The sequence below is a fragment of the Arthrobacter sp. Z4-13 genome (assembly GCF_054792705.1).
The window spans coordinates 200,506-224,724 of record NZ_CP096458.1 but is presented as its reverse complement, the minus strand read 5'-3'; the positions used below and the strand labels follow the sequence as shown (position 1 = coordinate 224,724).

The window sequence follows — 24,219 nt, the reverse complement described above, 5'->3', positions numbered from 1 at the left end:
GGATTCAACTACAACTACCACTGAAGACTCGACGACGGAGAAGGCTCAAACCATGGCTGATCTGACCGCGATTGCCCTTATCTGCTCCCTCACCCCTTCGCCGGCACCGTCCAGCAGCGAGCTCCTGGCCCGCCACGTTCTTGACCAGCTCGAAAGCCATGGCGTGGGCACGGCGTCGCTGCGGGTGGTCGATCATAACGTGATGCCCGGCGTCCAGACCGACATGGGCGGCGGGGACGCGTGGCCCGGGATCCGCGAGAAGATCCTCGCGGCGGACATTTTGGTCCTTGCCACCCCAATCTGGATGGGCCACCCCTGCAGCATCGCCCAACGCGTTATCGAACGGCTCGACGCGGACCTGTCCGAAACAGATGATGATGGCCGGCCCATCATGTACGGGAAAGTAGCGATCGTTGCGGTGGTGGGCAACGAGGACGGCGCCCACAAAGTCATTGCCGATATGCAGCAGGCCCTGAACGATGTCGGCTTTACCATCCCCGCCCAAGGCGGGACGTACTGGGTCGGAGAGGCCATGCATACCGTGGACTACCAGGACCTTGACAGTGTTCCCGAAAAAACAGCTGCCACCACGGCCGGGGCCGCCCGTAACGCCGCCCACCTCGCCCGGGCCCTCACCTCCGCCCCCTACCCTGCCGGGTAAGGGCCACCGCAATCCGCCTGGCCGGACATAGGGCTGAACGCCTAAAGTCGCCCGGCCGCTGAATCCCCGTGTAGATTTCCAACACGGGTACGGGCGAGCCCGGACGCGTTGGTTGTGTTGTGTTTGATGAAAGGCAGTTGTGATGAGCCGTCCGCATTTTGAGGTTTTTCTTGCCCAGGCAGTTGATGAAGATCAGGACAAGGAAGCGGGTCTAAGCCCGGATGAGCTCTACGGGCTGTACACGAGCTGGTGCCTGCTGAATCAGGAAGAACCGCAAGGCCCTGAGGCCCTCTGGGAGGCGCTGAAATCCCACAGGATCAAGCCTGAGCACAACCATGTAGGCATGAAGGGACCGGCTGCAGCCGATTACATCATGGCCAGCGCACCTGATCTGGTCTAACAGCGCCAGGATCAGCCAAGACGGCGCTGGCAACGGATCCGCTTAGGCGGTGATTTCTTCAAGGGCCCAGGCAAGGATCTTCAGGTCGAAGGGGCTCAGCTCGCACGCCCCATGCAGGTAGGCATTGAATTCGAACTGCTGTGCCTGCCCGCCGTTGGCCCAGTACCTCAGCCACAGTTCATGGAGGTACCAGTCGTCCTGTTCAATCAGGTTCAGTGCTGTCCGTCGTGGATCTTCCATCAGAAACCCATGTTTACCGAACACCGACCCGGTGGTTCGGCGTTCACCCTCGTTCTCACCGTGAGCCGCCGCTGCTGGAGCTACTCTCCATGGTGTCAGGTTCACCCCGCCGAGGTCACCAGCTGTGCCAAAAAAACCTGCCCACCCCAAAGCGGCAGGACATGCGCACTGTGGGGCGAGGTTCACACCTTGCTTTAGTGGATGGTCGCGGATGGACGGGCGTTGTGGAGCGGCACCGGCTGCCCTAGGTTGGGCGGTATGGAGACCCCGGACGAGGCGGATGATTTCGAGCGGTTGCATGATTTGGTAGCCGAAATGGAAGACATCAAAAGCCTTCTTGATGGCATGACCGGGCTCGCGGCTGTAGCGCTGACCAGGGCGGCCGGAGCCACGATCGAGTGTGCCGTGACCCTGCACCGGCACAAACGCCCCGCGACGATCGCCGGCAGCAGTGACCAGGCCATCCTCCTGGACGGCGTCGAACAACGCCTGGGCGACGGGCCCTGCCTTGAAGCCCTTCGCACCGGAGAGCCGGTGCTGCTGGACGACGTCTCATCAGATCCCCGCTGGCCCAGGTTCCAGCGCGAGCTGGCGGACAAAGGCATCGGCAGCGTCCTGGGCGTACCAATAAACCTCGGGAAAAACGCTTCTGCGGCCCTGAATTTCTTCGCTGACGGACCCGGCATCTTTACTGAGGAGGTCACCGGGGATGTTATGCGGTTCGTGGACGTTGCCGGCCATGCGCTGCGGCTGGGCCTGCGGATCGCCGCTGCCGAGCTCCGCACGGAGGACCTTACCGCGGGATTAGGCCACAGGACGGTCATCGACATGGCCCGCGGCATCATCATGGCCCAGAACCGCTGCACCGGAGATGAAGCGTTCGAAATTCTCCGGCGGGCTTCCAGCACCCGTAACCAGAAGCTGCATGACGTCGCCTGGGGAATTGTTTCCGCCGTCGCTGGAGCACCCGGCACCACCTACTTCGAACCCTTACCAGCCCCACAAGCGCGTCACCGGAAACGGTGAGTGTGCGACAAAAGCTCCTTTAGAGACCTCCGCCGTGGTTGGAGGCGGTGGGGACGTACCATTGGCCCATGCCCTATTCCCTGGAAAACGAGCCTGTAGAGCAGCTTCAGATCATTTTGGTGAGCGCTGAAGATGCTGTTGAGTTCCTTTCCGGCCTCTCTAAGCTCGCCGCCGCGGCGGTTTCTGAAGCTGCCGGCGCCGAGGTCGAATGCGCCGTTACCGTCAAAGTAAGGCGCAGGCCCTCCACCGCCGCCGGCAGCAGTCAACGCGCCGTGGAACTGGATCGCATAGAACAGGCAGTAGGCGATGGTCCCTGCATTGCAGCGCTGCGGGACATGTCCCCGGTGGTGATCGACGACGTCACAACAGATCGGCGCTGGCCAGAGCTGACCCGGAAATTTGCAGAGGCGAACGTCCACAGCTCCCTGGGGGTGCCCCTGGAGATCAGCGGCGACGCCAAGGCGGCACTGAACTTCTTCGCGTCCAAGCCCGGCGTCTTTACCCCTGACGTCCATGACAAGGCAGAGGGCTTTGCTGTGGCCGCCCGCAGCACGCTTCAACTCTCGGTGCGCATGGGCGCCGCGCAGAACCGTGCCGAGGATCTGGAGGCAGCCATGCAAAGCCGGACCGCCATCAACCTGGCCTGTGGTGTCATCATGGCCCAAAACCGGTGCTCCCAGGCAGAAGCAATGCGAATCCTCACCAAAGTCTCCAGCAACCGCAACCGCAAACTGCGTGACGTAGCCACCGAACTCATCGAACAGCTCTCCGGCGGCACCGTCCAGACCCACTTCGACGCATAAAGCAACCCGTCACCGCGCTACTAAACACTGCTAATCGACTGCAGCTTAGCTCTGAAGCTCGGTTCCCGGCTCAGCCGCCCGGATTCCTGACTGAGCCAATGAGAGTCCTCGTTTGGTCGCGCTGGTCTTTTTAGAGCGTCTGGGCTATTTCCGCCGGCCTCCCTGCCGGTCCTCAACATGTGTGAGGTCATCCAGGTACGGTGCCCGCGGTGGGGGTGGTAATTCGTCGATGAGTTCGTTCGCGGCCTGCGCGAGCAGGTCCCGCTGGAGTGCGGGCAGGGACATTGCTGAATGGACGTAGGCGTCTACTTCGTATTCATCCACCATGCCGCCGATGCTGAAGTAGCGCAGCCAGAGCTCCCCGGTTCTTATCTCGGAACTGCTCAGGGCTTCGCGCAGAAGTCTGCTTTGGCGCTGCTCAAGTTCACTTGAGGCGAACAGGCGGTCCTGGTCGTCATCTTCAGTCATGGCTGCTGTTCCTCCTGCCGGTAATCACGTCAGTTGCGACAGCTGTAATTGGCTTGCCAGTCGCCCGGGCCATCCGAAGGAGTTCCTGGTGGGCCTGCTCTGGTCCTATCCCGTGGCGTTCCATAAGTATCCCGGCCGCGTGGTTGGCGCTGTCCCTGCTGGTAAGGGCTGTGGTGAGGACTGCGCTAAACCGCCGGGGTGTCTCAGATCCCTGGATGTTATCCAGCAGCAGAGCTGCCGGGGCGGCAAGCTTTTCCAGCGACCGGGCCGTGCTTTCATCGTAGGTGCCTGGTTCCTCAGAGTAGATTTTCAGGGCCCCCAGGCATTTCGTGCCGGCCAGGAGTGGTGCGCTGATGACCGACCGCACGGGCAGCCCGGCAATCGCCCGGGCCCACAGCGGCCAGCGGTCATCACCCGCGGCGTCCTGTACCAGGACCGTGTTTTCTGTTGCCCAAGCGGTCAGGCAGGGCCCCTGACCGAGTTCGTACTGTGCCTCATCGGCCCTTAGAACGACCGGGTCTGTGGAGCCGGTGCTGATCCGTTGGCCCTGTCCGTCCAGCAGCGACACCCCGGCGCCTGAACTTCCGGGAAAAGCATCCCGGATGCCCTCGGCGAGCAACTGGACCGCCCGGCCAACTTTCTCCTCCGTCAGAAGAAGGTCCTCGATACGGGCCATGACGAGGGTAAGTTCACTAAGGGGAAGCTGCTGTGGCATCGGAGCCGGCCTTCTGCATCAGGACAATGCTGTCCTTGGGCGGGTGCCCTCTGCTGGGCAGGGAGCAGCCAGATACAGCCGCCATCCATGCTCAGCATAACTTCTCCCCCAGCCCGGACGGCAAAGGCAATTCCGTACGGGTAGGCTGCGGCCCAAGCTGGCTGAGGGACATCTGGAGCAGGCACAGATACAGCCGAGGTGTCACGGTCCGCAGGTGGGCGAAGTCCTGCCGCAGTTTGCCTGCGGCTTTGGCCCGGTCGAGCAGTTCCCCAAGGGCGTTGGCGGAGCGGTTGCGTTCCTCCTCGAAGGCCTTGGCGGTCGGAAAGGTCATGGTGAGGACATCGGCGAAGCCGCGGTCATCAGCCTGCATCCGGTAGACCCGTTACCTTCTCCAGTCCTTCACCAGAAGCAGCCCAGCAGTCCCGTCGCAAAAGGGCAAATGTACAGGGCACCGTGCGCGTGTCAGGGGCGCGGCAGTAGCTGAAGCCGCCGGGATTGCTCGGCTCCAGCATGATCAGCTGGGGATGCCCTTGGGGGTGAGATTGGTTTTTCCTATTGAACAAGTAGGGAATTCGTCTTGGACGTGATTCGGGTCACGGATGCACAGTGGGTTTAACCCCTACGACGAAAGGACGATGATGTCCAGCAAGCTAACGGCATCCTCAGAAGCCGCGTCCGCACCACAACGGACGGATGTTCGAGCGGCCTTACTGGGCGGCAGGACCTTCAGGAGTTTGAGTGAGCAGAAGCTCTCTCCTCGTGAGGAGAAGTTTGAGCGGGCCCGACAAACACTCGGATTCTTCCTGGCACCGGCAGTAGCAATTATTTTCGCGCTTCTCCCGACCGGGATGGAGCACACCCAACAGCTGCTCGCCGCGGTCCTGCTGGGCGTCATCATCCTGTGGATCTGCGAACCGGTACCCATTCCGGTCGGCGGGCTGATCGGGGTGGCCGCGATCGTTCTGCTTGGCGTGGCACCAGCCAATGAGGTACTGCGCCCCTTTGGCTCAACCACCATCTTCACCTTCATCGGCGCCTTCATCCTCGCTGCAGCCATGCTTAAGCACGGCATCGCTCAGCGGTTGGCCTTCGCTGTTTTGTCCATTCCCGGTGTCGCGAAATCAACCTACCGGGTGATCGTCGCTTTCGGCGTGATCACCTGCCTGCTGTCCGCGTTCGTCTCGAACACCGCCACCGTGGCGATGCTGATGCCCACCGCACTGGGAATCCTGGCCGTCATTGCACAGCTGATGCAGGACCGCGGGGTCGTCAAGGCAGACTTCGACCCGCTGCGCCTGCGCGTGGGGGCAGCACTGATGCTGATGCTCGCCTACGGCGCCAGCGTCGGCGGCCTCCTGACCCCGGTCGGATCGCCCCCGAACCTGATCGGCCGCGGCCTCATCGAGGAAGCAACCGGAACCCAGATTTCCTTCGTTCAATGGACAGCCACTGTCGCTCCTGTCTGCGCCGCGATGTTCGTCGTGCTGGCCCTCATCATATTCCTGCTGAACAAGCCGGAGATCCGCCGGATCGAAGGCGTGGATAAGTTCATTAGCGAGCAGAAGGCCCAGCAAGGCAAGATGTCCCGGGCCGAAATCAACACCCTTATCGCTTTCGGCCTGACCGTGACGCTGTGGTTGCTCCCGGCCCTCGCTGGCCTCTTTGCCGGCACGGACTCGGAGGTGTACACGTTTCTGGATGACCGGCTGGACGAAGGCATTGTTGCCGTGATCGGCGCCTCCCTGCTGTTTATCCTTCCGACCAACTGGAAAGAGCGCCGCGCAACCTTGACCTGGTCCCACGCGGCAAAGATCGACTGGGGCACGATCCTCCTTTTCGGTACGGGCATCATCTTCGGCGCCCTTCTTTCATCCACCGGCCTGGCCGAAACGATCGGAAACGCTGCCGCTGACAACCTGGGCGTCACCAGCGTCGTAGCGATCACCGCGTTCTCGGCGATCCTGGCAATCCTCATCTCGGAAACAACCAGCAACACCGCCTCTGCCGCCGTCGTCGTTCCTATCGTCATCCCGTTGTGTGTTGCCATGGGAGTGGACCCCCTTGTTCCCGCCCTTGCCGCGACGTTCGCCGCATCCTTCGGGTTCATGCTGCCCGTCTCCACACCGCAGAACGCCATTGTCTACGGCTCGGGCGCGGTCCCCATCACCCGCATGGTCCGCACCGGATTCGTTTTTGACATCCTCGGCGCGATCCTCATCATCAGCATCGTCCCGATCATGGTCGGTATTACAGGTATCGGCCGATAGCACAATCCCAGCCCGCCAGTCCACAGCTGTCTCAAGGAGGCCAATGGACCTGGCGGGCTGCTCTGCGTCCGGTCCAGAGGCATGAGGCGATACCTCTAATAGGCGTAGGCTATCTAAGCTTTGCTGTGCGCATCGCGAAGACGATGGCGTTGCAAAAGAACCACACGTCGAATGCATGAGGGAGTTGCGTGGATACGCGGAAGCTGAAGTATTTTTTGGCCGTGGTAGATCACGACGGGTTTAATCGGGCGGCAGAGCATCTGCTGATCGCCCAGCCGTCGCTGTCGCAAACCATTGCGAGCCTGGAGAAGGACCTGGGAGTGCCGCTGTTCCACCGCATCGGCCGCCGCGCCGTCCTCAGCGAAGCGGGCAAGGAACTCGTCGGCCCGGCCAGACTGGTCATGCGTGACCTTGATGCGGCCGCCTCAGCCGTCCAGGCACTGCGGGGCGTCCGGAGCGGGCGGCTGGATATCATCACCATGCCCTCCCCCGGCATCGAACCACTGACGTCCATGATCGCCGGCTTCACCCGGCTGCACCCTTCTGTCCGGCTCAACGTCAGTGCTGCCTTCACACCGGAAGAAGTCATCGACTCTGTCCGGACCGGCAGCACGGAGGTCGGCCTCGCAGGCTCCCCCACCCCCATCCGGGTGCCCGGAGTCCAAGTCCTTGAGCTGGAACGCCAGCCCCTGATTCTCATCGTCAATCCCCAGGCAGACACCTTCAACCCAGGACAGTCGATACAGCGGGAGGATTTGGGCGGCCACCGGCTGATCGCGAGCCAGCGCGGATCCCTGATGCGCTGGTTGGTCGACGACGCCCTGGCCCACGGGGTCGACACCGAGATCGTTGTCGAAGTCGCCCATCGGACCTCGATCCTCCCCCTCGTGCTGGCGGGCGTGGGCCATGCAGTGATGCCATCATCCTGGGCGCCCCTGGCCCACAAATCAGGACTCAGAACCCTGCTCATCGAACCCGTCTCCCACCTGGACGTTGCGGTCCTCAGCCGAAAGGAAGACCTCACCCCGGCTGCCCGGGCCTTCCTGGCCGTGGCAAAACTCCACGCCTCCCCCCGGCCCTAAGGCTGCCGCCGGGCCGTCGCCGCCACATCGATAGGTGGAGCCTATATGCCGTATCGAATCTTAGTCTTGGACGCCCCATAGGAGCAGGCCGTCTACTTGAAGAGGAAGAACAGTGTGACCCCGCTAACAGGCTCACTGCTAAATACTCAACGAGGAGGTAGGCACATGAGCGCCACCCAGAAATTCAGCATCGCATCCATCCCCGCCGACGGTGTGGGCAAGGAAGTTGTCTCCGCAGGACGCCGCGTCCTGGACGCCCTGGCAGCTAACTCCAACGGCAAGTTCGCCTTCGACTGGACCGAGTTCCCCTGGGGCTGCGGGTACTACGCAGAAACCGGCAAGATGATGGCCGATGATGGCCTGGAGACGCTGAAGGACTTCGACGCGATCTACTTCGGCGCCGTCGGCTGGGAAAACGTCCCGGACCACATCAGCCTCTGGGGCCTGCGCCTGAACATCACCCAGAACTTCGATCAGTGGGCCAACATCCGCCCCGTGAAGTTCCTCCCCGGTGTCCAGTCCCCGCTGCGCAAGGCCGACAACACCGAACTCGACTGGGTCGTGGTCCGCGAAAACAGCGAAGGTGAATACGCCGGCCTGGGCGGGCGCAACCTCAGCGGCCGCGGCCCCGGCAACGAAGTGGCCCTGCAGACCGCACTGTTCACCGAAAAGGGCTGCGAACGCATCATGCGCTTCGCGTTCGACCTCGCGCGGACCCGCACCGTGAAGAAGGTTTCCTCGGTCACCAAGTCCAACGCCCAGCAGTACGGCATGGTCCTGTGGGACGAAGTCTTCAACCGCGTGGCCCTGGACTACCCGGACGTTCAGACCGAAAGCGTGCTCGTGGATGCGATGAGCGCTAAGTTCATCCTCAAGCCCGAAGACCTGTCCGTGGTGGTGGCGTCCAACCTGAACGCCGACATCCTCTCGGACCTTGGCTCGGCCCTGGCCGGCAGCCTGGGCCTGGCCGCCAGCGCCAACCTGAACCCGGAGCGCCGCTTCCCGTCCATGTTCGAACCGGTCCACGGCTCCGCTCCGGACATCGCCGGGCAGGGCATCAGCAACCCGATCGGTGCCATCGCCTCCGCTGCGCTGATGCTGGACCACTTCGGCCTGCACGAGGAAGCACGCAAGGTTGAAGCCGCAATCGAAACGGCGACCGGATCAGGTCACCTGACCCGCGACGTTGGCGGGACCGCAAACACTGAAGACGTCACCGAGGCCATCATCAAGGCCCTGACCAACACCCTGGCCGCCGTCTAGCCAGGAATCAGCCGGGAGACATCCCGGCCGGCAGCAGCAAACCCGCCCGGAGTCGGCGGCGGTGCAGCAAGTCGCCGCCGCCCACTCCGTCATGCCCACCTTTCACCCCATCTTCCAGCTACATTCCACAACGAGGTAGGAATCATGGATCACATCAGCTCTGCCGGCAGCGCGCACACAGCACAAACCCCGGCCCGCAAAACACCTTTGTACCGCCAACTGTATTTCTGGGTACTGACCGCCATCGTCGTCGGTATTCTCGTCGGCTGGCTCGCGCCCAGTGTCGGCATCGCCATGGAACCCATCGGGACCACGTTTGTGGATGCGATGAAGATGCTCATCGGACCCATCGTCTTCCTGACCATCGTGGGCGGCATCGCGAGCGTCGCGGACCTGAAAAAGGTTGGCATGATGGGTCTGAAGGCCCTGACCTACTTCCAGGTCGGCACCATCCTGGCGATGATCTTCGGCCTGGTCGCCATCAACCTCTTCCGGCTGGGCGACGGCGTCAACGCCGACGCGGACAGCATCGAGACCTCCGAGTCCGCCGCCAAGCTGATCGACGCCGGAGCGAACCAGGAATGGTGGCAGTTCCTCACGCATATCATTCCCGAAAGCATGGTTTCCCCTTTCGCTGAGGGCAACATCCTGCAGATCATCTTCATCGCCGTGGTCTTCGGCATCGCCCTGAACGCCATGGGCAAAGTAGGCGCCCCCGTCCTGGACGGCGTACAGCGCCTGACCGGCGTGATGTTCAAGATCCTGGGCTTCATCATGAAGGCCGCTCCCATCGGTGCCTTCGGTGCCATGGCCTACGCCGTCGGGAAGTTCGGCGTCTCTTCCCTGACCAGCATGGGCGGGCTCATCGCCCTGTTCTACATCACCTCCATCCTGTTCGTGGTGATCGTGCTCGGCTCGATCATGGTCTTCCTGAGGCTGAACATTTTCAAGATGATCCGCCACCTCAAAGAGGAATACATGCTCATCCTGGGCACCTCCACCGCGGAACCGGCCCTGCCCGGCCTGATGCGCAAGCTCGAGCACGCCGGCGTCAAGAAAGAGACCGTGGGTCTGGTTGTCCCCACCGGGTACAGCTTCAACCTCGACGGCGCAGCGATCTACCTCTCCCTGGCCGCCCTCTACATCGCCCAGGCCACCAACACGGACCTGACCCTGGGTGAGCAGCTGGGCCTGCTCGCGGTCATGCTGCTGACCTCCAAGGGGGCAGCCGGTGTCGCAGGAGGCGGCTTCATCGCACTCACCGCAACCCTCACCACTCTCGGCACCATTCCCGCCGCTGGCATCATGCTCATCTTCGGGATCGACAAATTCATGTCGGAATGCCGGGCTCTGGTGAACTTCACCGGCAACGCCGTCGCCACCCTCTTCATCGCCTGGTGGGACCGCACCCTGGACGCCGACCGTGCCCGCCGCGTCTTCAACGGCGAAACCGTCGAACCGATGCCCGCCGAGGACCCCATCCCCCTGGACGAAATCACCGACATCGACGAAGACCTGGCCGAATACGGACACCACGGGCCCAAGGACACTGTTCCCAGGCACGCAGGACCGGTTGCCGAGCTTGCCCCCGCGGGCTCCCGCCCCATCCACTCGGAGACAATCTAACTGACATGAGCACAACCACCGCCCCCAAAACCGTGCGGACCCTCATCGCCCCCGACAAGTTCAAGGGCAGCCTCACAGCCAGCGAAGTAGCGCAGGCCCTGGCAACAGGGCTTCGCTCCGCCGCTGACGTCCCAGGCACAGCCGGAGCAGTCCAGTGCGAACTCCTTCCCCTGGCGGACGGAGGTGACGGCAGCGTCGACGCCGCCGTCACCTCCGGCTTCACCCGCCGCACCTACACCGTGGCAGGACCCACCGGCCAACCCGTACAGGCCAGCATCGCATTCGACGGCACCACCGCCGTCGTCGAGGTGGCCAACACCTGCGGAATCGGACTGCTGCCCGAAGGCAAACTGGAAGCATTGAACTCCTCCAGCCGCGGCTTCGGCGAAGCCGTCCTGTTCGCGCTCAGCCTCAACCCTGCAAGAATCGTCCTGGCCCTGGGCGGCAGCGCCAGCACCGACGGCGGAATGGGAATGCTCACCGCCCTCGGCTACAGCTTCCACGACTCCCAAGGGCGCCAGCTCTACGGCAGCGGACGAGCGTTGGGACAAATCCAGTCCGTTCACCGCACCGCACTCCCGGAACTGCAGGACACCGAACTTATCGTCGCGAGCGACGTCCACAACCCCCTCCGTGGCCCCAACGGCGCACCGGCAGTCTTCGCCCCGCAAAAGGGCGCCACAGCAGAGGACGTCGCATTCCTTGACGAGAGCCTGGGGCACTTCGTGACAAAAATGGCAGAAGCCAGATTTACCGACGCGGAGTCCCTTGCAGCACATGAAGGCGCCGGAAGCGCCGGCGGCATCGGCTACGCCTGCCTCCTGCTCGGCGCCAAACAGGTATCCGGAGCCGACTACTTCCTGGACCTGCTCGACTTCAATACCCGCAAGGACAGCTGCGATGTGGTCATCACCGGCGAAGGCAGCATCGACGAACAAACCCTCGCAGGGAAACTGCCCGCCGCTGTTGCCCGAAGGTCAGGCAGCCGCCCCATCATCGCCGTCGCCGGCCGCTCACTGCTCCCCAAAGAGCGATGGTCCGAAATGGCCCTCACCCGGGTTTACACACTGGCCGACTACACCGCCCTCGACTCCTCCAGAGACCCCGACCTCTCCGCCACGCTGCTCCGACAAATCGGTAAAGAAATCGGAACAAGCCTCCTGTAACTGAACTCCACCTACTGCGCAAACAGAAACACCCGCCCCCGTACCACGGGCGGGTGTTTCTGTATTCGCAAGCCGGCCGAAAGTTCGTCTTGTTGGGGCACCGAAACCTGACGCGACGGGACTGTCTGAATAACGGTGGATCCGCGGTTGGCCTGACACGCCGGGTGTTGCCTGGCGGGGAGGACTGATCATGAGCGGAACCATGGATCCCATGGCGACTGATGTGGATCAGCAAGAGTTAGCGCAGCAGCTCCTGGCCCAGGCCAGGGACCAAGGCATCGACCTCGTCGGTCCGGACGGGCTGTTGAACCGATTGACGAAGAACGTCCTGGAGACCGCTCTGGAAGCGGAAATGGACGAACACCTCGGCTACGAAAAACACGACGTGTCCGGGCGCGGGAGTGGGAATTCCCGCAACGGCACCCGCACGAAGACGGTGCTGACCGAGATCGGGCCGGTGGAGATCGACGTGCCGCGGGACACCGGTGCGACGTTCGATCCGCAGATCGTGAAAAAGCGGCAGCGCCGCCTGACCGGTGTTGACGAGATTGTGTTGTCACTGAGCGCGAAAGGGCTCACGACCGGGGAGATCGCGGCGCACTTCGCGGAAGTGTTCGGCGCCAGGGTTTCCAAAGACACCATCTCGCGCATCACGGAGAAGGTCATCGGTGAGATGACCGAGTGGCAGAACCGGCCCCTGGACAGGGTCTACCCGGTGGTGTTCATCGACGCTATCCACGTCAAGGTCAGGGACGGGCAGGTCACGAACCGGCCGGTCTACGTCGCGATCGGTGTCAGCGTCAACGGGGAACGCGACATTCTGGGGCTGTGGGCCGGGGATGGCGGCGAAGGCGCCAAGTTCTGGCTCTCGGTGCTGACCGAAATCAAGAACCGCGGCGCCGAGGACGTCTGCATCACAGTCTGCGACGGGCTCAAGGGCCTGCCGGAAGCCATCACTACCGTCTGGGAACGTGCAGTGGTTCAGACCTGCATCGTGCACCTGATCCGCAACACCTTCCGCTACGCGGCCCGGCAATACTGGGACGAAATGTCCCGGGACCTCCGCCCGGTCTACACAGCACCCTCAGAGGCCGCGGCGAAGGAGCGCTTCGTCGAGTTCTCGACCAAATGGGGCAAGCAGTACCCGGCGATCACCCGGCTGTGGGAGAACGCCTGGAGCGAGTTCGTGCCATTCCTGGACTACGACGTCGAAATCCGGCGGGTCATCTGCAGCACCAACGCCATCGAATCCCTCAACGCCCGCTACCGGCGAGCTGTCAGGGCCAGAGGCCATTTCCCCACAGAGCAAGCGGCCCTGAAATGCCTCTACCTCGCCACGCGGGCACTAGACCCCACAGGCAAAGGCAGGGCACGATGGGCCACACGATGGAAGCCGGCGCTCAACGCCTTCGCCATCACCTTCGACGGAAGAATCAACTAAATGCCATCCGTGGATCCACCGAAAATCGGACAGTCCCGACGCGATCGGCGAATATTAGGCGGTCATCTCCATGGTTGCTGATTGGACGTTTTCGCGTTCCTCCAGGGCGCCGGTTACTGAGGCTGTGAGGCTGTTGGCGATGTGGGTGCGGGCGAGTTCGGCTGCGCCGGGACCGTCGCCGGAGGCTACAAGTTCAAGTATCTGGTGGTGCTGGTTCAGGTCGATGGTCCGGGGTTCATCGCCGGATGGGAGTTCCAGGCCGAGGCGGCGGTAGCGGTCGGACTTGTCCCACAGGTCATCCAGGAGCTTGATCATGCTGGCGTTGTGGGAGGCGGTGTAGACGGCCCGGTGGAAATCGCGGTGTGCCGTGATGGCGTCCTCGCCCCAGACCCTGGTGACCGGCAGCAGTTTCTCCGCTGCAGTGCGCATAGCGGCAACGTCGGCTTCGGTCCGGCGGTGTGCGGCCAACTCGGTCGCTGACGGCTCCAGCGAGAGGCGGACTTCAAGCAGTTCGCGGGCCTCTGAAGCACTCACGTCAGCCACGCGGGAGTCCCGGTGGGTATCCATGATGATCAGGCCTTCGCTTGAGAGTCGGCGGATCGCTTCGCGGAGGGGGGTGATGCTCATCTGCATCTTGTCCGCCAGTTCGTACTGGGAGACGCGTGAGCCGGGGGCAAGGTTGCCGGAGAGGATCATCTGGCGGAGTTCGCTGTATGCCAGACTTCCCTTACTGGAAAAGACGTTCGTGGTGCTCATCTGACGCTCCGATTCTCTTACTGGCGGTGGAGCCACCTTGCTCCCCTGAACATCTTATAAGAAATTCCATCCGACGACTTGTGCGCGGCGTCACTCGCCGCTAACCTTGAGTGCAAGTCTTATAAGATATTTGTTCGAAGGGCTGCACGCCTTAGCAGCTCGGGTTGACCTCGACCCGAGTCTTATAAGAAATAAGATACCCACTCAGGAGAGTTTCAAAGATGAAAATTGTTTCCGCTCACGTAGGCACCATCCCCATCAGTTCCTCGATCCGGAATGCCTTCATTGACTTCACCAAGATGGACTGCACGATCATTGCGCTCGTCTCGGATGTTTTCGTCGACGGCAAGCCCCTGGTTGGTTACGGGTTCAACTCCAACGGCCGTTACAACGCCACCGGCATCCTGAAGGACCGCATCCTTCCGCGCATCATGGATGCCCCGTCCGAAGACCTTCTGGACGAGGACGGCCAGCTCTCGCCGGAAAAGGCGTGGGACCTGATGATGTCCAACGAAAAGCCCGGCGGCCACGGTGAGCGCTCGGTTGCTGTCGGTGTGGCTGACATGGCTCTGCACGACCTGGCCGCGAAGATCGCCGGCGTCCCGCTGTACCGGTGGATCTCGGACCACTATGGAGATGGAAACCCGGATAAGGATGTCTTCGTCTACGCCGCCGGCGGTTACTACGCTCCCGGCAAGAGCCTCGAGGACCTGCAGAACGAAATGCGTGGCTTCCTGGCCAAGGGCTACGACGTGGTCAAGATGAAGATCGGCGGCGCCGACCTGGCCGAAGACCTCCGCCGCATCGAAGCCGTGATCGAGGTCCTCGACGGCGACGGTTCCCGCCTGATGGTGGACGTCAACGGCAAGTTCGACCTGGAGACGGCGCTGAAATACGGCAAAGCCATCGACCAGTACGGACTGTTCTGGTACGAGGAAGTCGGCGACCCGCTGGACTACGCCTTGAACGCCACGCTCTCCGAGCACTACAAAAACCCGATCGCCACCGGAGAGAACCTGTTCTCCCTCCAGGACGCCCGCAACCTGGTCCGCTACGGCGGCATGCGCCCGGACCGGGACTTTATCCAGGTCGACCCGGCCCTGAGCTACGGCCTGACAGAATACCGCCGCATCCAGGACATGCTCGCCCAGCACGGCTGGTCCTCACGCCGCTGCATCCCGCACGGCGGGCACCAGTTCTCCCTGCACATCGCTGCAGCCCTCAAGCTCGGCGGAAACGAGTCCTACCCGGGCGAGTTCCAGCCCACCGGCGGCTTCACCGATGACGCTGTCATCGTCAACAGCCGCGTGGCCCCGGGCGACCTGCCGGGCATCGGGCTTGAAGGTAAAGCCGAGTTCTACAAGGTCCTGCGCGAACTGCACAGCTAACCACCCCGGTAGTGCCCTGGTCCCGGGCAGTATCACTGCCCGGGACCGCACCTCTCAAATTTTCTCTGTCTGTCGTGCAAAGGAGCACCCAAGATGTCCCACACCATGCAGAACCCGCAACATTCCGCCCACCCGCCCAAGCAACGATCCCGGTTCGGCCGGCTGATGCGCGAACTCTGGTTCCAGGTCGTCCTGGGTGCCGTCCTGGGCATCGCCGTCGGCTTCCTCCTCCCCGAAGTCGGCAAACAGCTCACCCCGCTCAGCGACTGGTTCATCGCCCTGGTGAAGATGATCGTCATTCCGGTGGTGTTCTGTGTTGTTTCCCTTGGCATCGCATCCATGGACAGCCTGCGCAAGGCCGGCCGCATCGGTGTGAAGGCACTGGGCTACTTCCTCGCCCTGTCGCTGCTGTCGATGCTCATCGGCCTGGTTGTCGCCAACGTATTCCGTCCCGGTGACGGCATGAACATCGACCCGTCCCAGCTGGACTCCAGTAAAGTCCCGGCAACGGCCAACGAAGGCTTCAACGGCATCGAATTCGTCAACAACATCATCCCCGAATCCCTCTTCGGCGCCCTGACCGGCCACACCATCATCGCCGCGCTGATGGTCTCCATCATCTTCGGCGCCGCAATGAATGTCTCCGGTGAAGCCGGCGCCTTCCTGACCAAGGGCATCCAGGCCCTGTCCACGGTGATCTTCAAGATCGTCAACTGGGTCATGCGCCTAGCCCCCATCGGCACCTTCGGTGCACTGGCGGCCGTGGTGGCCAACTATGGCACCGCGAGCCTGCAGCAACTGGGTTACCTCGTCCTGCTGTTCACCGGAACCTGCATCGTGTACGTCCTTGTGGTCCTGGGCATCATCGCCCGTACCTGCGGGCTGAACATCTTCACGGTCATGCGCTACTTCAAGGCCGAACTGCTGATCGCCCTGAGCACCTGCTCCAGCGAAGCGGTCCTTCCGCAGCTGATCAAGAAGCTCGAAGCGATGGGCGTCGGCAAATCGACCGTCGGCATCGTCATCCCGTCCGGGTTCTCTTTCAACCTCGACGGTTCCGCCGTCTACCTGACCATGGCCTCAGTCTTCCTGGCGCAGGCCGTTGGCATGGACCTTTCCTGGGAGCAACAGCTGGTGATGGTCGGCGTCATGATGCTTACCAGCAAGGGAACCGCTGGAATCGCAGGCGGCGCGTTCATCGTCCTGGCCAGCACCTTGAGCTCCCTAGGCGGGATCCCGCTGGCCGCTCTCGCCCTCATCGTCGGCATCGACCGGCTCCTGAACGAAGGCCGGGTGTTCATCAACGTCCTGGGCAACGTGATGGCAGCCGTCGTCGTCGGTAAGTGGGAAAAGGACTACGACCCCGAACAGGCACGCCGGGCCCTGCACGCCGCAGGCCAGAAAAACAACGAAATCGAATCAAAGACACCCGCCACTGCGGAATCGAACAAGGTAGACGTCCACTAACACCGCATCTCTCAGGGCCGCCGCACACACCGCGGCGGCCCTGCCCGCGTGAACCAAAACCCCCAACCGCTAATGACAGCGCATCATCCTTCGGCAATCACATGAGGACCCTACCTGCACTATGGCCGCCCGCATCCTGATCACCACCGACTACCTCCACCCGGGAGATTCCGTAGACCAGCTCCTGCGCGAGCACGGCCTGGAACCGGTCTACTCACCCTCCCGGGGGCCGCGGACCCTTGAGGAACGCCGCTCGTTGTTCGACGGCATATCCGGAGCGATCCTCGCCAGCGAACCGGTCACCGCCGACATGCTCACCGGCGCTGCCTCCCTGAGAGTCATCGCGCGCAGCGGCGTGGGGTACGACTCCATCGACATCCAGGCCGCGGCCGCACAGGGAATCAGGGTGTGCAACGCCCCTGGAACAAACCACCACTCCGTTGCCGAACTCACCATCGGACTGATCATCATGTCCGCACGGCGCCTCGGCGAGGTCACCACCGCAGTCCGCCAAGGCGGCTGGCCCCGTGAAGCCGGAAACGAACTGCGCGGCTCCACCCTGGGCATCATCGGCTACGGCCCCAGCGGACGCGCCACCGCAAACCTGGGCGTCGCCCTTGGCATGACCGTCCTGGTCAGCACCGCCCACCCCGCCCCTGATACCAGCGCAGCCCGGTTCGCCGATCTCGACACCGTCATCCGCGAGGCTGACTACCTCTCCCTGCACACCCGCGGAGGACAGTCCGCCGGGAAACTCATCGACGCGCCTCAGCTGCAGGCGATGAAATCCACCGCCATCCTCATCAACACCGCCCGCGGCTCACTGGTAGACGAAGAAGCCCTGGCCAAGGCACTTCTCGACGGCACCATCGCCGCAGCAGCCCTGGACGTACTCGAGACCGAGCCGCTGCCCGGCGACAGCCCCCTCCGGGGTCTGAACAATGTGCTCATCACCTCCCACCTCGCAGGCCAGACAACTCAAGCGCGGACCCGGGCGGGGCTGGCCGCCGCGAAGGCGGTCATCGATGTCCTCGAAAACCGCGAACCGGCACACCCGGTCGACCGCTAACCCCCAAACACCTCTTAGCGACGAAGAAGGATCCTGATGTCGACATCCCACCGCATCGCAGTCATTCCCGGCGACGGAATCGGCACCGAAGTCGTGCCCGAAGGGCTGCGCGTCCTGAACGCCGCAGCCTCAGCCTTCGACCTCAACCTCACATACGAGCACTTCGACTACGCTTCGGCTGACTACTACACCAGGCACGGGAAGATGCTCCCCGACGGGTGGTTCGACGAGCTGAACCAGTTCGATTCCATCTTCTTCGGCGCCGTCGGATGGCCCGACGTCGTCCCTGACCATATCTCGCTGTGGGGAAGCCTTCTGCAGTTCCGCCGCCACTTCGACCAGTACGTCAGCCTCCGCCCGGTCAAACTCCTGCCCGGTGTGCCCAGCCCCCTGGCCGGCAGGGTCCCGGGCGATGTCGACTTCTACGTCGTGCGGGAAAACACCGAAGGCGAATACTCCAGCATCGGCGGGAAGATCTTCGAAGGCACCGACCGCGAAACCGTGGTTCAGGAAACCGTCATGACCCGCACCGGCGTGGACCGGATCCTCAAGTACGCCTTCGACCTGGCGCAAAGCCGGCCCAAAAAGCACCTGACCTCCGCCACGAAGAGCAACGGCATCTCCATCACCATGCCCTACTGGGACGAACGCGTGCAGGAAATGGCCAAGCGCTTCAGTGACGTGAACGTGGATAAGTACCACATCGACATCCTGGCCGCTAACTTCGTCATGCACCCCGATTGGTTCGACGTCGTCGTCGCCAGCAACCTCTTCGGCGACATCCTCTCCGACCTCGGACCCGCCTGCACCGGAACCATCGGCATCGCCCCCAGCGGCAACATCAACCCCGAACGCAGATTCCCCAGCCTCTTTGAACCCGTCCACGGCTCCGCCCCCGACATCGCCGGCCAAGGCATCGCCAACCCCGTCGGCCAGATCTGGTGCGCCGCCATGATGCTCGAACACCTGGGAGAACCCGAAGCCGCGGCCGCCATCACCACTGCCATGGAAACCGTACTCGCCCAAGGACAACAGGCACTTACGCCGGACATGGGCGGCAACGCCACCACCAGAGATCTGGGTAAAGCCGTGGCCGCAGCCCTCACCACACCATGACCGCTTTAACTACCAGCCAAAGCTGGCCCTGGCCTGCCCGCGGAGAACTAATCATGCTCCGCCAGTACATCCACTGGCGCCGGCTGATCGGAACAACCGTTCAGATCCGCCACAACGGCGCAATCATCCGCACCGGGACAGTTGACGATGCCATGGCAGACTCCACAGCACTCTGGATCACAGGCGACTCCACCCAGCCACGCACCATGTATGAAGCCGGGCGCGGGATCGAAGTGTGGAGCGAAGCCGATGAAACCGAAGACGGCCTCTGCTACCGCACAAGCATCACGACGCAACCGTCCCACTGACCTAGCACGGAGACACATGACGCAACACACCTACCTGCCCCAGAGCACCGACGACAGCACCCCGGTGCTCAATGAGATTCAGGACTTCTATCCAAGACGCAATGTCCCAGCAGAAATCGCCCGCTCATGGCTCCTCGTTAATGCCATGAAGACCGAGCTTTTTGACCAGTCGTCCGTGTCCCGGGCCGATTCGATCATCCTGGATATTGAAGATGCCGTGGACCCTTCCCAGAAGGACCAGGCCCGGAACAACGTCATTGACTGGCTGACCGCCGGAGGCAAAGCCTGGGTGCGCATTAATGACGCCACCAGCCCCTTCTGGGCCGACGACCTCGCGGGCTTCCGCGGTACCCCGGGCCTGCTCGGCGTGATGCTGGCCAAGACCGAGTCCGCGGACCAGGTCACCGAGTCCTTCCACCGCATGGACGGCAAGACCCCGGTCATCCCGCTGGTGGAATCCGCCGTCGGCATTGAGGAAGCCAACCAGATCGCCAAGGCTCAGGGCGCCTTCCGCCTGGCCTTCGGCTCCGGTGACTTCCGCCGCGACACCGGCATGGCCGCCACCGCCGAGGCCATGGCCTACCCGCGTGCCAAGCTCGTCGTCGCCAGCCGCGTCGGCAACCTTCCGGGCCCCATCGACGGCCCCACCGTCGGCACCAACCACCCCATCCTGCGCGAGCAGACCGGTGTCACGGTGATGATGGGCATGACCGGCAAGCTGTGCCTGGCCATCGACCAGACCCCCGTCATCAACGAGGTCATCAGCCCCACACCGTCCGACGTCGCCTGGGCCACCGACTTCATGGCGGACTTCGAAGCCAACGGCCGCGTCATCCGTGACGGCTCGGATCTGCCCCGCCTGGGCCGTGCCGAGAAGATCATGAAGCTCGCCGTTGCCTTCGGAGTGCACGCGGCACGTTAGCGCCTGCGCCCAGGCGGCCCGAAGCGGCACGGAGGCCGATGATGAACAACCTTCACCTCCGGCACGTTGCACGCATTGCCGCAACAGTTAACCCAGATCAGGAAGAGAAAAGAATGGCCTACGCAAACTACCGATACAAGGGTAACCACTTCATCGGCGAAGTCCGCGGCGAACACCTCATCCCGCTGGCCGGGCTCACCGACATCGGACCGGAAACATCAGCCGATCTCCTTGTCAGCGCCGCCCGTCTGACCGAAGCCCGGGTTAGCGTCTCGGACGTCACCCTGCGCGCTGCGTCACCACGGGCCGGGAAGATCCTGTGCGTGGGCCTGAACTACAAAGACCATGCTGACGAGGTAAGCACGGCTGCCTTTCCCGTCCTCTTCCCTAAATACGCATCGACTCTCATCGGACCCGCGGACGACATCGTCCTGCCCCCGGAATCCGCTCAGGTCGACTTTGAGGGCGAACTCGCCGTCATCATCGGCAAGACAGGCCGCCGCGTCACCGAACAGGACGCCATGGACCATGTCCTTGGCTATTGCGTCTCCAATGACGTGACCATGCGCGACTTCCAGAACAAGTCACACCAATGGTTGCAGGGCAAGATCTGGGACAACACCACCCCGATCGGTCCCTACATCGTCACCCCTGCAGAAGCCGACATCACCAAAGCAGGCATCAGCACAACTCTGAACGGGGAAGTTGTCCAAAAATCCGACCTTTCCCACCTGATCTTTAGCATCCCCACACTCATCGCTACCATCACCGAATTCACCACACTGGAGCCAGGAGACGTCATCCTCACCGGCACACCATCCGGAGTCGGATACCGCCGAGACCCCCAACTTTTCCTCAAAGACGGCGACACCATCACCGTGACAGTCGAAGGAGTCGGAAGCATCACCAACACAGTCAGAGCAGAAACCGCCTAAGGCGAACCCGCATCAGAAGCAAAACGCGCTACTGCCTCGCGCTGGTGATGTAGTGAAGCCCCATGAGTACCACTTAGCTCCCTGCAACCGAGCCGGCAGATATCAGTCAGGAAGTCCGAGGCGTGCCGGCGATGAGGGACTGCATCTGGGCCGCGGCATCGCTCCCCGGGGACGGGGTGTAGACGACGAGGTGCAGGTCGGGCCGGTCGGAGGGCGAGAGTTGGTGGTGTTCCAGTTGCAGGACTCCAACGGCTGGGTGGTGGAAGAGCCGCTCGCGTGATTCGAAGCCCAGGATGTCGTACCGGTCCCACCCTGCCCGGAATTCCGGGCTTGTTTCCTTGAGCCGCCCCACTTGGTAGGCCACGTCCGGCTCGCCGAGCCGCTGCCCGGTTTCGGCGCGGAACTCGGCAAGGAAACGCTTGCTCGTGACCTCCCAGTCGGGCAGCAGGTCCCGGACGTAGGGGTCGGTGAACACCAGCCACAGGAGGTTGCGGTCGGGAGCTGAAACCGTGGCGATGTTGGGGTAGAGGGCTGCGTAGGCGTTGTTCCAGCCCGCCACACCCCAGTCCGGCAACAGGGCGAACGAAGGGTTGGGGTCCAGGGCATCGAGAAGACGCTGGATGTGGGCCGGCGCAGTCGCGGCTGCGGCGCTGCCCGGCCCGGCAGAGGCGTAGCCCCCAAGGGACAGGACGTAGTCCAGGCCCGTGTCCGACAGGTGCAGGGCACGGCTGATAGCTTCCAGTACCTGGCGGGACGGGCTGATGTCCCTGCCCTGCTCAAGCCACGTGTACCAGGTGACGCTCACGCCAGACAGGAACGCGACCTCCTCGCGGCGCAGGCCCCGTCCGCGCTTGCGGGCTATGGGCGGCAGGCCGTAGTCGCCGCGGACGGCCTGGTCCCTGCGGGCCCGAAGGAAAAGACCCAATTCTTTGCGACGTCCCGAATCCTGCACCCCTGAATACTATTACTCTGGTACTGCCACTACTAGTAGTAGCGCCGTCTTCCACGCCGCAACAGGCCCGGGCAGGATGGTATCCATGCCTGCACTTCGCTCCAAAACAGTCACCCATGGCCGGAACATGGCCGGCGCCCGCGCACTGCTGCGCGCCTCCGGCGTCGCCAACTCGGACATCGGCAAGCCGATCATCGCCGTGGCCAACTCCTTCACCGAATTCGTCCCGGGCCACACCCACCTCGCCCCTGTGGGCCGGATCGTCTCCGACGCGATCCTCGCCGCCGGTGCCGTGCCGCGCGAGTTCAACACCATAGCCGTGGACGACGGCATCGCCATGGGCCACAGCGGCATGCTCTATTCGCTGCCGTCCCGCGACCTGATCGCCGACTCCGTGGAGTACATGGTCAACGCCCACTGCGCCGACGCGCTCGTCTGCATCTCCAACTGCGACAAGATCACCCCCGGCATGCTCATGGCCGCGCTGCGCCTGAACATCCCCACCGTGTTCGTCTCCGGCGGCCCCATGGAGGCCGGCCGCGTGACCCTGACCGACGGCTCCGTGCGCTCCCTGGATCTGGTGAACGCGATTGCCGACGCCGTGGACGAGTCCATCTCCGACGCTGACATCAACCTCATCGAAGAGAACGCCTGCCCCACCTGCGGTTCCTGCTCCGGCATGTTCACCGCCAACTCCATGAACTGCCTCACCGAGGCCATCGGCCTGTCCCTGCCGGGCAACGGCTCCGTGCTGGCCACCCACACCGCGCGCAAGGCGCTGTACGAGAAGGCCGGCTCCACCGTCGTCGAGCTGGTGAAGCGCTATTACGACGGCGACGACGCCTCCGTGCTGCCGCGCTCCATCGCCACCGCCAAGGCCTTCGACAACGCCATGGCCCTCGACATCTCCATGGGCGGCTCCACCAACACCATCCTGCACCTGCTCGCCGCGGCCCAGGAGGCGGGCGTGGACTATGGACTGGCCGAGATGGACGCCAAGTCCCGCCAGGTGCCCTGCCTGGCAAAGGTGGCCCCGAACGTTGCCAAGGACAAGACCTACTACATGGAGGACGTTCATCGCGCCGGCGGCATCCCCGCCCTGCTGGGCGAGCTGAACCGCGGCGGGCTCCTGCACAAGGACGTCCACTCCGTGCACTCCGCGGACCTGGACGGCTGGCTGGACGACTGGGACATCCGCGGCGGCCAAGCCACCGAAGAAGCGAAAGCCCTCTGGCACGCAGCTCCCGGCGGCGTCCGCTCCTCCACCGCATTCTCCCAATCCTGCGAGTGGACCTCCCTGGACACCGACGCCGCGGAAGGCTGCATCCGCTCCGTGGAACACGCCTACTCCAAGGACGGCGGACTGGCCGTGCTCCGCGGGAACGTGGCCGTCGACGGCGCCGTGGTGAAGACCGCCGGCGTGGACGAGTCCATCTGGATCTTCGAAGGCCCGGCCGTTGTATGCGAGTCCCAGGACGAAGCCGTAGAAAAGATCCTGAACAAGACCATCAAGGAAGGCGACGTAGTGGTTATCCGCTACGAAGGCCCACGCGGAGGTCCGGGCATGCAGGAAATGCTCTATCCGACCTCGTTCCTCAAGGGCCGCGGCCTGGGCAAGAAGTGCGCCCTCATCACGGACGGCCGCTTCTCCGGCGGCACCTCCGGCCTGTCCATCGGGCACATCTCCCCCGAGGCTGCCTCCGGCGGAACCATCGCCTTGGTGGAGAACGGCGACGTCATCAGCATCAACATCACGCAGCGCTCTCTCCAACTGCAGGTCCCCGACGAGGTCCTCGCCGAACGCCGCGAAAAACTGGAAGCCAATGGCGGCTACAAACCCAAAGACCGGGACCGCCAGGTTTCCGCGGCACTGCGCGCCTACGCCGCCATGGCCCTGTCCGCGGACAAGGGCGCCGTCCGCGACGTTTCCCTCCTGACGAACTAACCGCTGCCCACCCTACAGATCCCGGTAAGCCAGAAACCCTAGCGAGAGCCGACAATTCCCTTCTTGGGGCAGCTGCCGTCTGGTCTCCTCCCGCAATTTCCGTAGTCGTCAGCTGAAAGTACACCCCAGCCTGACGTAAAGGCGGTCTGGCCAGGGAGGATTCACCTGCCGGTGGGGATTTGGTCTTGTTCTCAGACACCTGT

24 protein-coding genes are annotated in these 24,219 nt (G+C 63.2%); 18 read left to right on the top strand and 6 right to left on the bottom strand.

The window, feature by feature from the left end; genetic code table 11:
• The first annotated feature begins 52 nt into the window (after positions 1–52).
• Both M1E07_RS01100 and M1E07_RS01095 read left to right on the top strand, forming a co-directional pair.
• Complete coding sequence (locus tag M1E07_RS01100) at positions 53–661, top strand: flavodoxin family protein (RefSeq protein ID WP_461186570.1); 609 nt, start codon at positions 53–55, stop codon at positions 659–661.
• A gap of 142 nt (positions 662–803) precedes the next feature.
• Positions 804–1,061 (top strand): hypothetical protein, encoded by a 258-nt coding sequence (locus tag M1E07_RS01095; RefSeq protein ID WP_461186569.1) that lies wholly within the window; start codon positions 804–806, stop codon positions 1,059–1,061.
• A 42-nt stretch (positions 1,062–1,103) separates the two neighbouring features.
• Here the strand turns inward: M1E07_RS01095 and M1E07_RS01090 are convergent, their stop codons facing one another.
• On the bottom strand, positions 1,104–1,301 hold the full coding sequence (locus M1E07_RS01090; protein WP_461186568.1) for a hypothetical protein: 198 nt from the start codon (positions 1,299–1,301) through the stop codon (positions 1,104–1,106).
• Between the two features lie 258 nt (positions 1,302–1,559).
• Here M1E07_RS01090 and M1E07_RS01085 point away from each other — a divergent pair, with 258 nt between their 5' ends.
• Positions 1,560–2,327, top strand: a complete 768-nt coding sequence (locus M1E07_RS01085; RefSeq protein ID WP_461186567.1) for a GAF and ANTAR domain-containing protein — start codon at positions 1,560–1,562, stop codon at positions 2,325–2,327.
• Between the two features lie 68 nt (positions 2,328–2,395).
• Positions 2,396–3,130: an ANTAR domain-containing protein gene (locus tag M1E07_RS01080; RefSeq protein ID WP_461186566.1), complete on the top strand. Its 735-nt coding sequence runs from the start codon at positions 2,396–2,398 to the stop codon at positions 3,128–3,130.
• Positions 3,131–3,274: 144 nt separating this feature from the next.
• On the opposite strand, the gene M1E07_RS01075 is transcribed toward M1E07_RS01080, so the two are convergent.
• The 3 genes from M1E07_RS01075 to M1E07_RS01065 form a co-directional block, all read right to left on the bottom strand.
• A complete protein-coding gene (locus M1E07_RS01075) occupies positions 3,275–3,598 on the bottom strand; it encodes a hypothetical protein (RefSeq protein ID WP_461186565.1) in 324 nt (107 codons plus the stop codon).
• The gene (locus M1E07_RS01070) at positions 3,591–4,313 is read right to left on the bottom strand and encodes a GAF domain-containing protein (protein ID WP_461186564.1); all 723 of its coding nucleotides are present in this window, start codon (positions 4,311–4,313) and stop codon (positions 3,591–3,593) included. Before M1E07_RS01070 ends, M1E07_RS01075 begins: the two co-directional genes overlap by 8 nt.
• A 91-nt stretch (positions 4,314–4,404) precedes the next feature.
• Positions 4,405–4,683, bottom strand: coding sequence for a hypothetical protein (locus M1E07_RS01065; RefSeq protein WP_461186563.1), 279 nt, complete (start codon positions 4,681–4,683; stop codon positions 4,405–4,407).
• Positions 4,684–4,951: 268 nt separating this feature from the next.
• Here M1E07_RS01065 and M1E07_RS01060 point away from each other — a divergent pair, with 268 nt between their 5' ends.
• From M1E07_RS01060 to M1E07_RS01035, 6 genes are all read left to right on the top strand, one after another.
• Positions 4,952–6,580 (top strand): SLC13 family permease, encoded by a 1,629-nt coding sequence (locus tag M1E07_RS01060; RefSeq protein WP_461186840.1) that lies wholly within the window; start codon positions 4,952–4,954, stop codon positions 6,578–6,580.
• Positions 6,581–6,768: 188 nt separating this feature from the next.
• The gene (locus M1E07_RS01055) at positions 6,769–7,662 is read left to right on the top strand and encodes a LysR family transcriptional regulator (protein WP_461186562.1); all 894 of its coding nucleotides are present in this window, start codon (positions 6,769–6,771) and stop codon (positions 7,660–7,662) included.
• Between the two features lie 165 nt (positions 7,663–7,827).
• Positions 7,828–8,925 carry a tartrate dehydrogenase gene (locus M1E07_RS01050; protein ID WP_461186561.1) on the top strand — a complete coding sequence of 366 codons (1,098 nt, stop codon included), beginning with the start codon at positions 7,828–7,830 and terminating at the stop codon, positions 8,923–8,925.
• Between the two features lie 144 nt (positions 8,926–9,069).
• A complete protein-coding gene (dctA, locus tag M1E07_RS01045; RefSeq protein ID WP_461186560.1) occupies positions 9,070–10,551 on the top strand; it encodes a C4-dicarboxylate transporter DctA in 1,482 nt (493 codons plus the stop codon).
• A gap of 5 nt (positions 10,552–10,556) precedes the next feature.
• Positions 10,557–11,717, top strand: coding sequence for a glycerate kinase (locus tag M1E07_RS01040; protein WP_461186559.1), 1,161 nt, complete (start codon positions 10,557–10,559; stop codon positions 11,715–11,717).
• A gap of 202 nt (positions 11,718–11,919) precedes the next feature.
• Positions 11,920–13,158, top strand: coding sequence for an IS256 family transposase (locus tag M1E07_RS01035; protein ID WP_461186839.1), 1,239 nt, complete (start codon positions 11,920–11,922; stop codon positions 13,156–13,158).
• A gap of 54 nt (positions 13,159–13,212) precedes the next feature.
• Here the strand turns inward: M1E07_RS01035 and M1E07_RS01030 are convergent, their stop codons facing one another.
• Positions 13,213–13,914 (bottom strand): GntR family transcriptional regulator, encoded by a 702-nt coding sequence (locus M1E07_RS01030; RefSeq protein ID WP_461186558.1) that lies wholly within the window; start codon positions 13,912–13,914, stop codon positions 13,213–13,215.
• A 221-nt stretch (positions 13,915–14,135) separates the two neighbouring features.
• Between M1E07_RS01030 and M1E07_RS01025 the strand changes: the two genes are divergently transcribed.
• From M1E07_RS01025 to M1E07_RS00995, 7 genes are all read left to right on the top strand, one after another.
• Positions 14,136–15,302, top strand: a complete 1,167-nt coding sequence (locus tag M1E07_RS01025; RefSeq protein WP_461186557.1) for a mandelate racemase/muconate lactonizing enzyme family protein — start codon at positions 14,136–14,138, stop codon at positions 15,300–15,302.
• Between the two features lie 93 nt (positions 15,303–15,395).
• Positions 15,396–16,769 (top strand): cation:dicarboxylate symporter family transporter, encoded by a 1,374-nt coding sequence (locus tag M1E07_RS01020; protein ID WP_461186556.1) that lies wholly within the window; start codon positions 15,396–15,398, stop codon positions 16,767–16,769.
• Between the two features lie 121 nt (positions 16,770–16,890).
• Complete coding sequence (locus M1E07_RS01015; protein WP_461186555.1) at positions 16,891–17,838, top strand: phosphoglycerate dehydrogenase; 948 nt, start codon at positions 16,891–16,893, stop codon at positions 17,836–17,838.
• A gap of 36 nt (positions 17,839–17,874) precedes the next feature.
• Positions 17,875–18,954, top strand: coding sequence for a tartrate dehydrogenase (locus M1E07_RS01010; protein ID WP_461186554.1), 1,080 nt, complete (start codon positions 17,875–17,877; stop codon positions 18,952–18,954).
• Positions 18,951–19,262 (top strand): hypothetical protein, encoded by a 312-nt coding sequence (locus M1E07_RS01005; protein ID WP_461186553.1) that lies wholly within the window; start codon positions 18,951–18,953, stop codon positions 19,260–19,262. The genes M1E07_RS01010 and M1E07_RS01005 overlap by 4 nt, the downstream gene beginning before the upstream one ends.
• Before the next feature lie 145 nt (positions 19,263–19,407).
• On the top strand, positions 19,408–20,184 hold the full coding sequence (locus M1E07_RS01000) for an HpcH/HpaI aldolase/citrate lyase family protein (protein ID WP_461186838.1): 777 nt from the start codon (positions 19,408–19,410) through the stop codon (positions 20,182–20,184).
• Positions 20,185–20,297: 113 nt separating this feature from the next.
• Positions 20,298–21,119, top strand: a complete 822-nt coding sequence (locus tag M1E07_RS00995; RefSeq protein ID WP_461186552.1) for a fumarylacetoacetate hydrolase family protein — start codon at positions 20,298–20,300, stop codon at positions 21,117–21,119.
• 106 nt (positions 21,120–21,225) lie between these two features.
• Here M1E07_RS00995 and M1E07_RS00990 read toward each other — a convergent pair whose 3' ends face one another.
• Entirely contained in the window at positions 21,226–22,071 is an 846-nt protein-coding gene (locus tag M1E07_RS00990) for a helix-turn-helix transcriptional regulator (protein ID WP_461186551.1), read from the bottom strand.
• A gap of 85 nt (positions 22,072–22,156) precedes the next feature.
• On the opposite strand from M1E07_RS00990, the gene ilvD reads away from it, so the two are divergent.
• Positions 22,157–24,016, top strand: a complete 1,860-nt coding sequence (ilvD, locus tag M1E07_RS00985) for a dihydroxy-acid dehydratase (protein ID WP_461186550.1) — start codon at positions 22,157–22,159, stop codon at positions 24,014–24,016.
• Positions 24,017–24,219 lie beyond the last annotated feature (203 nt).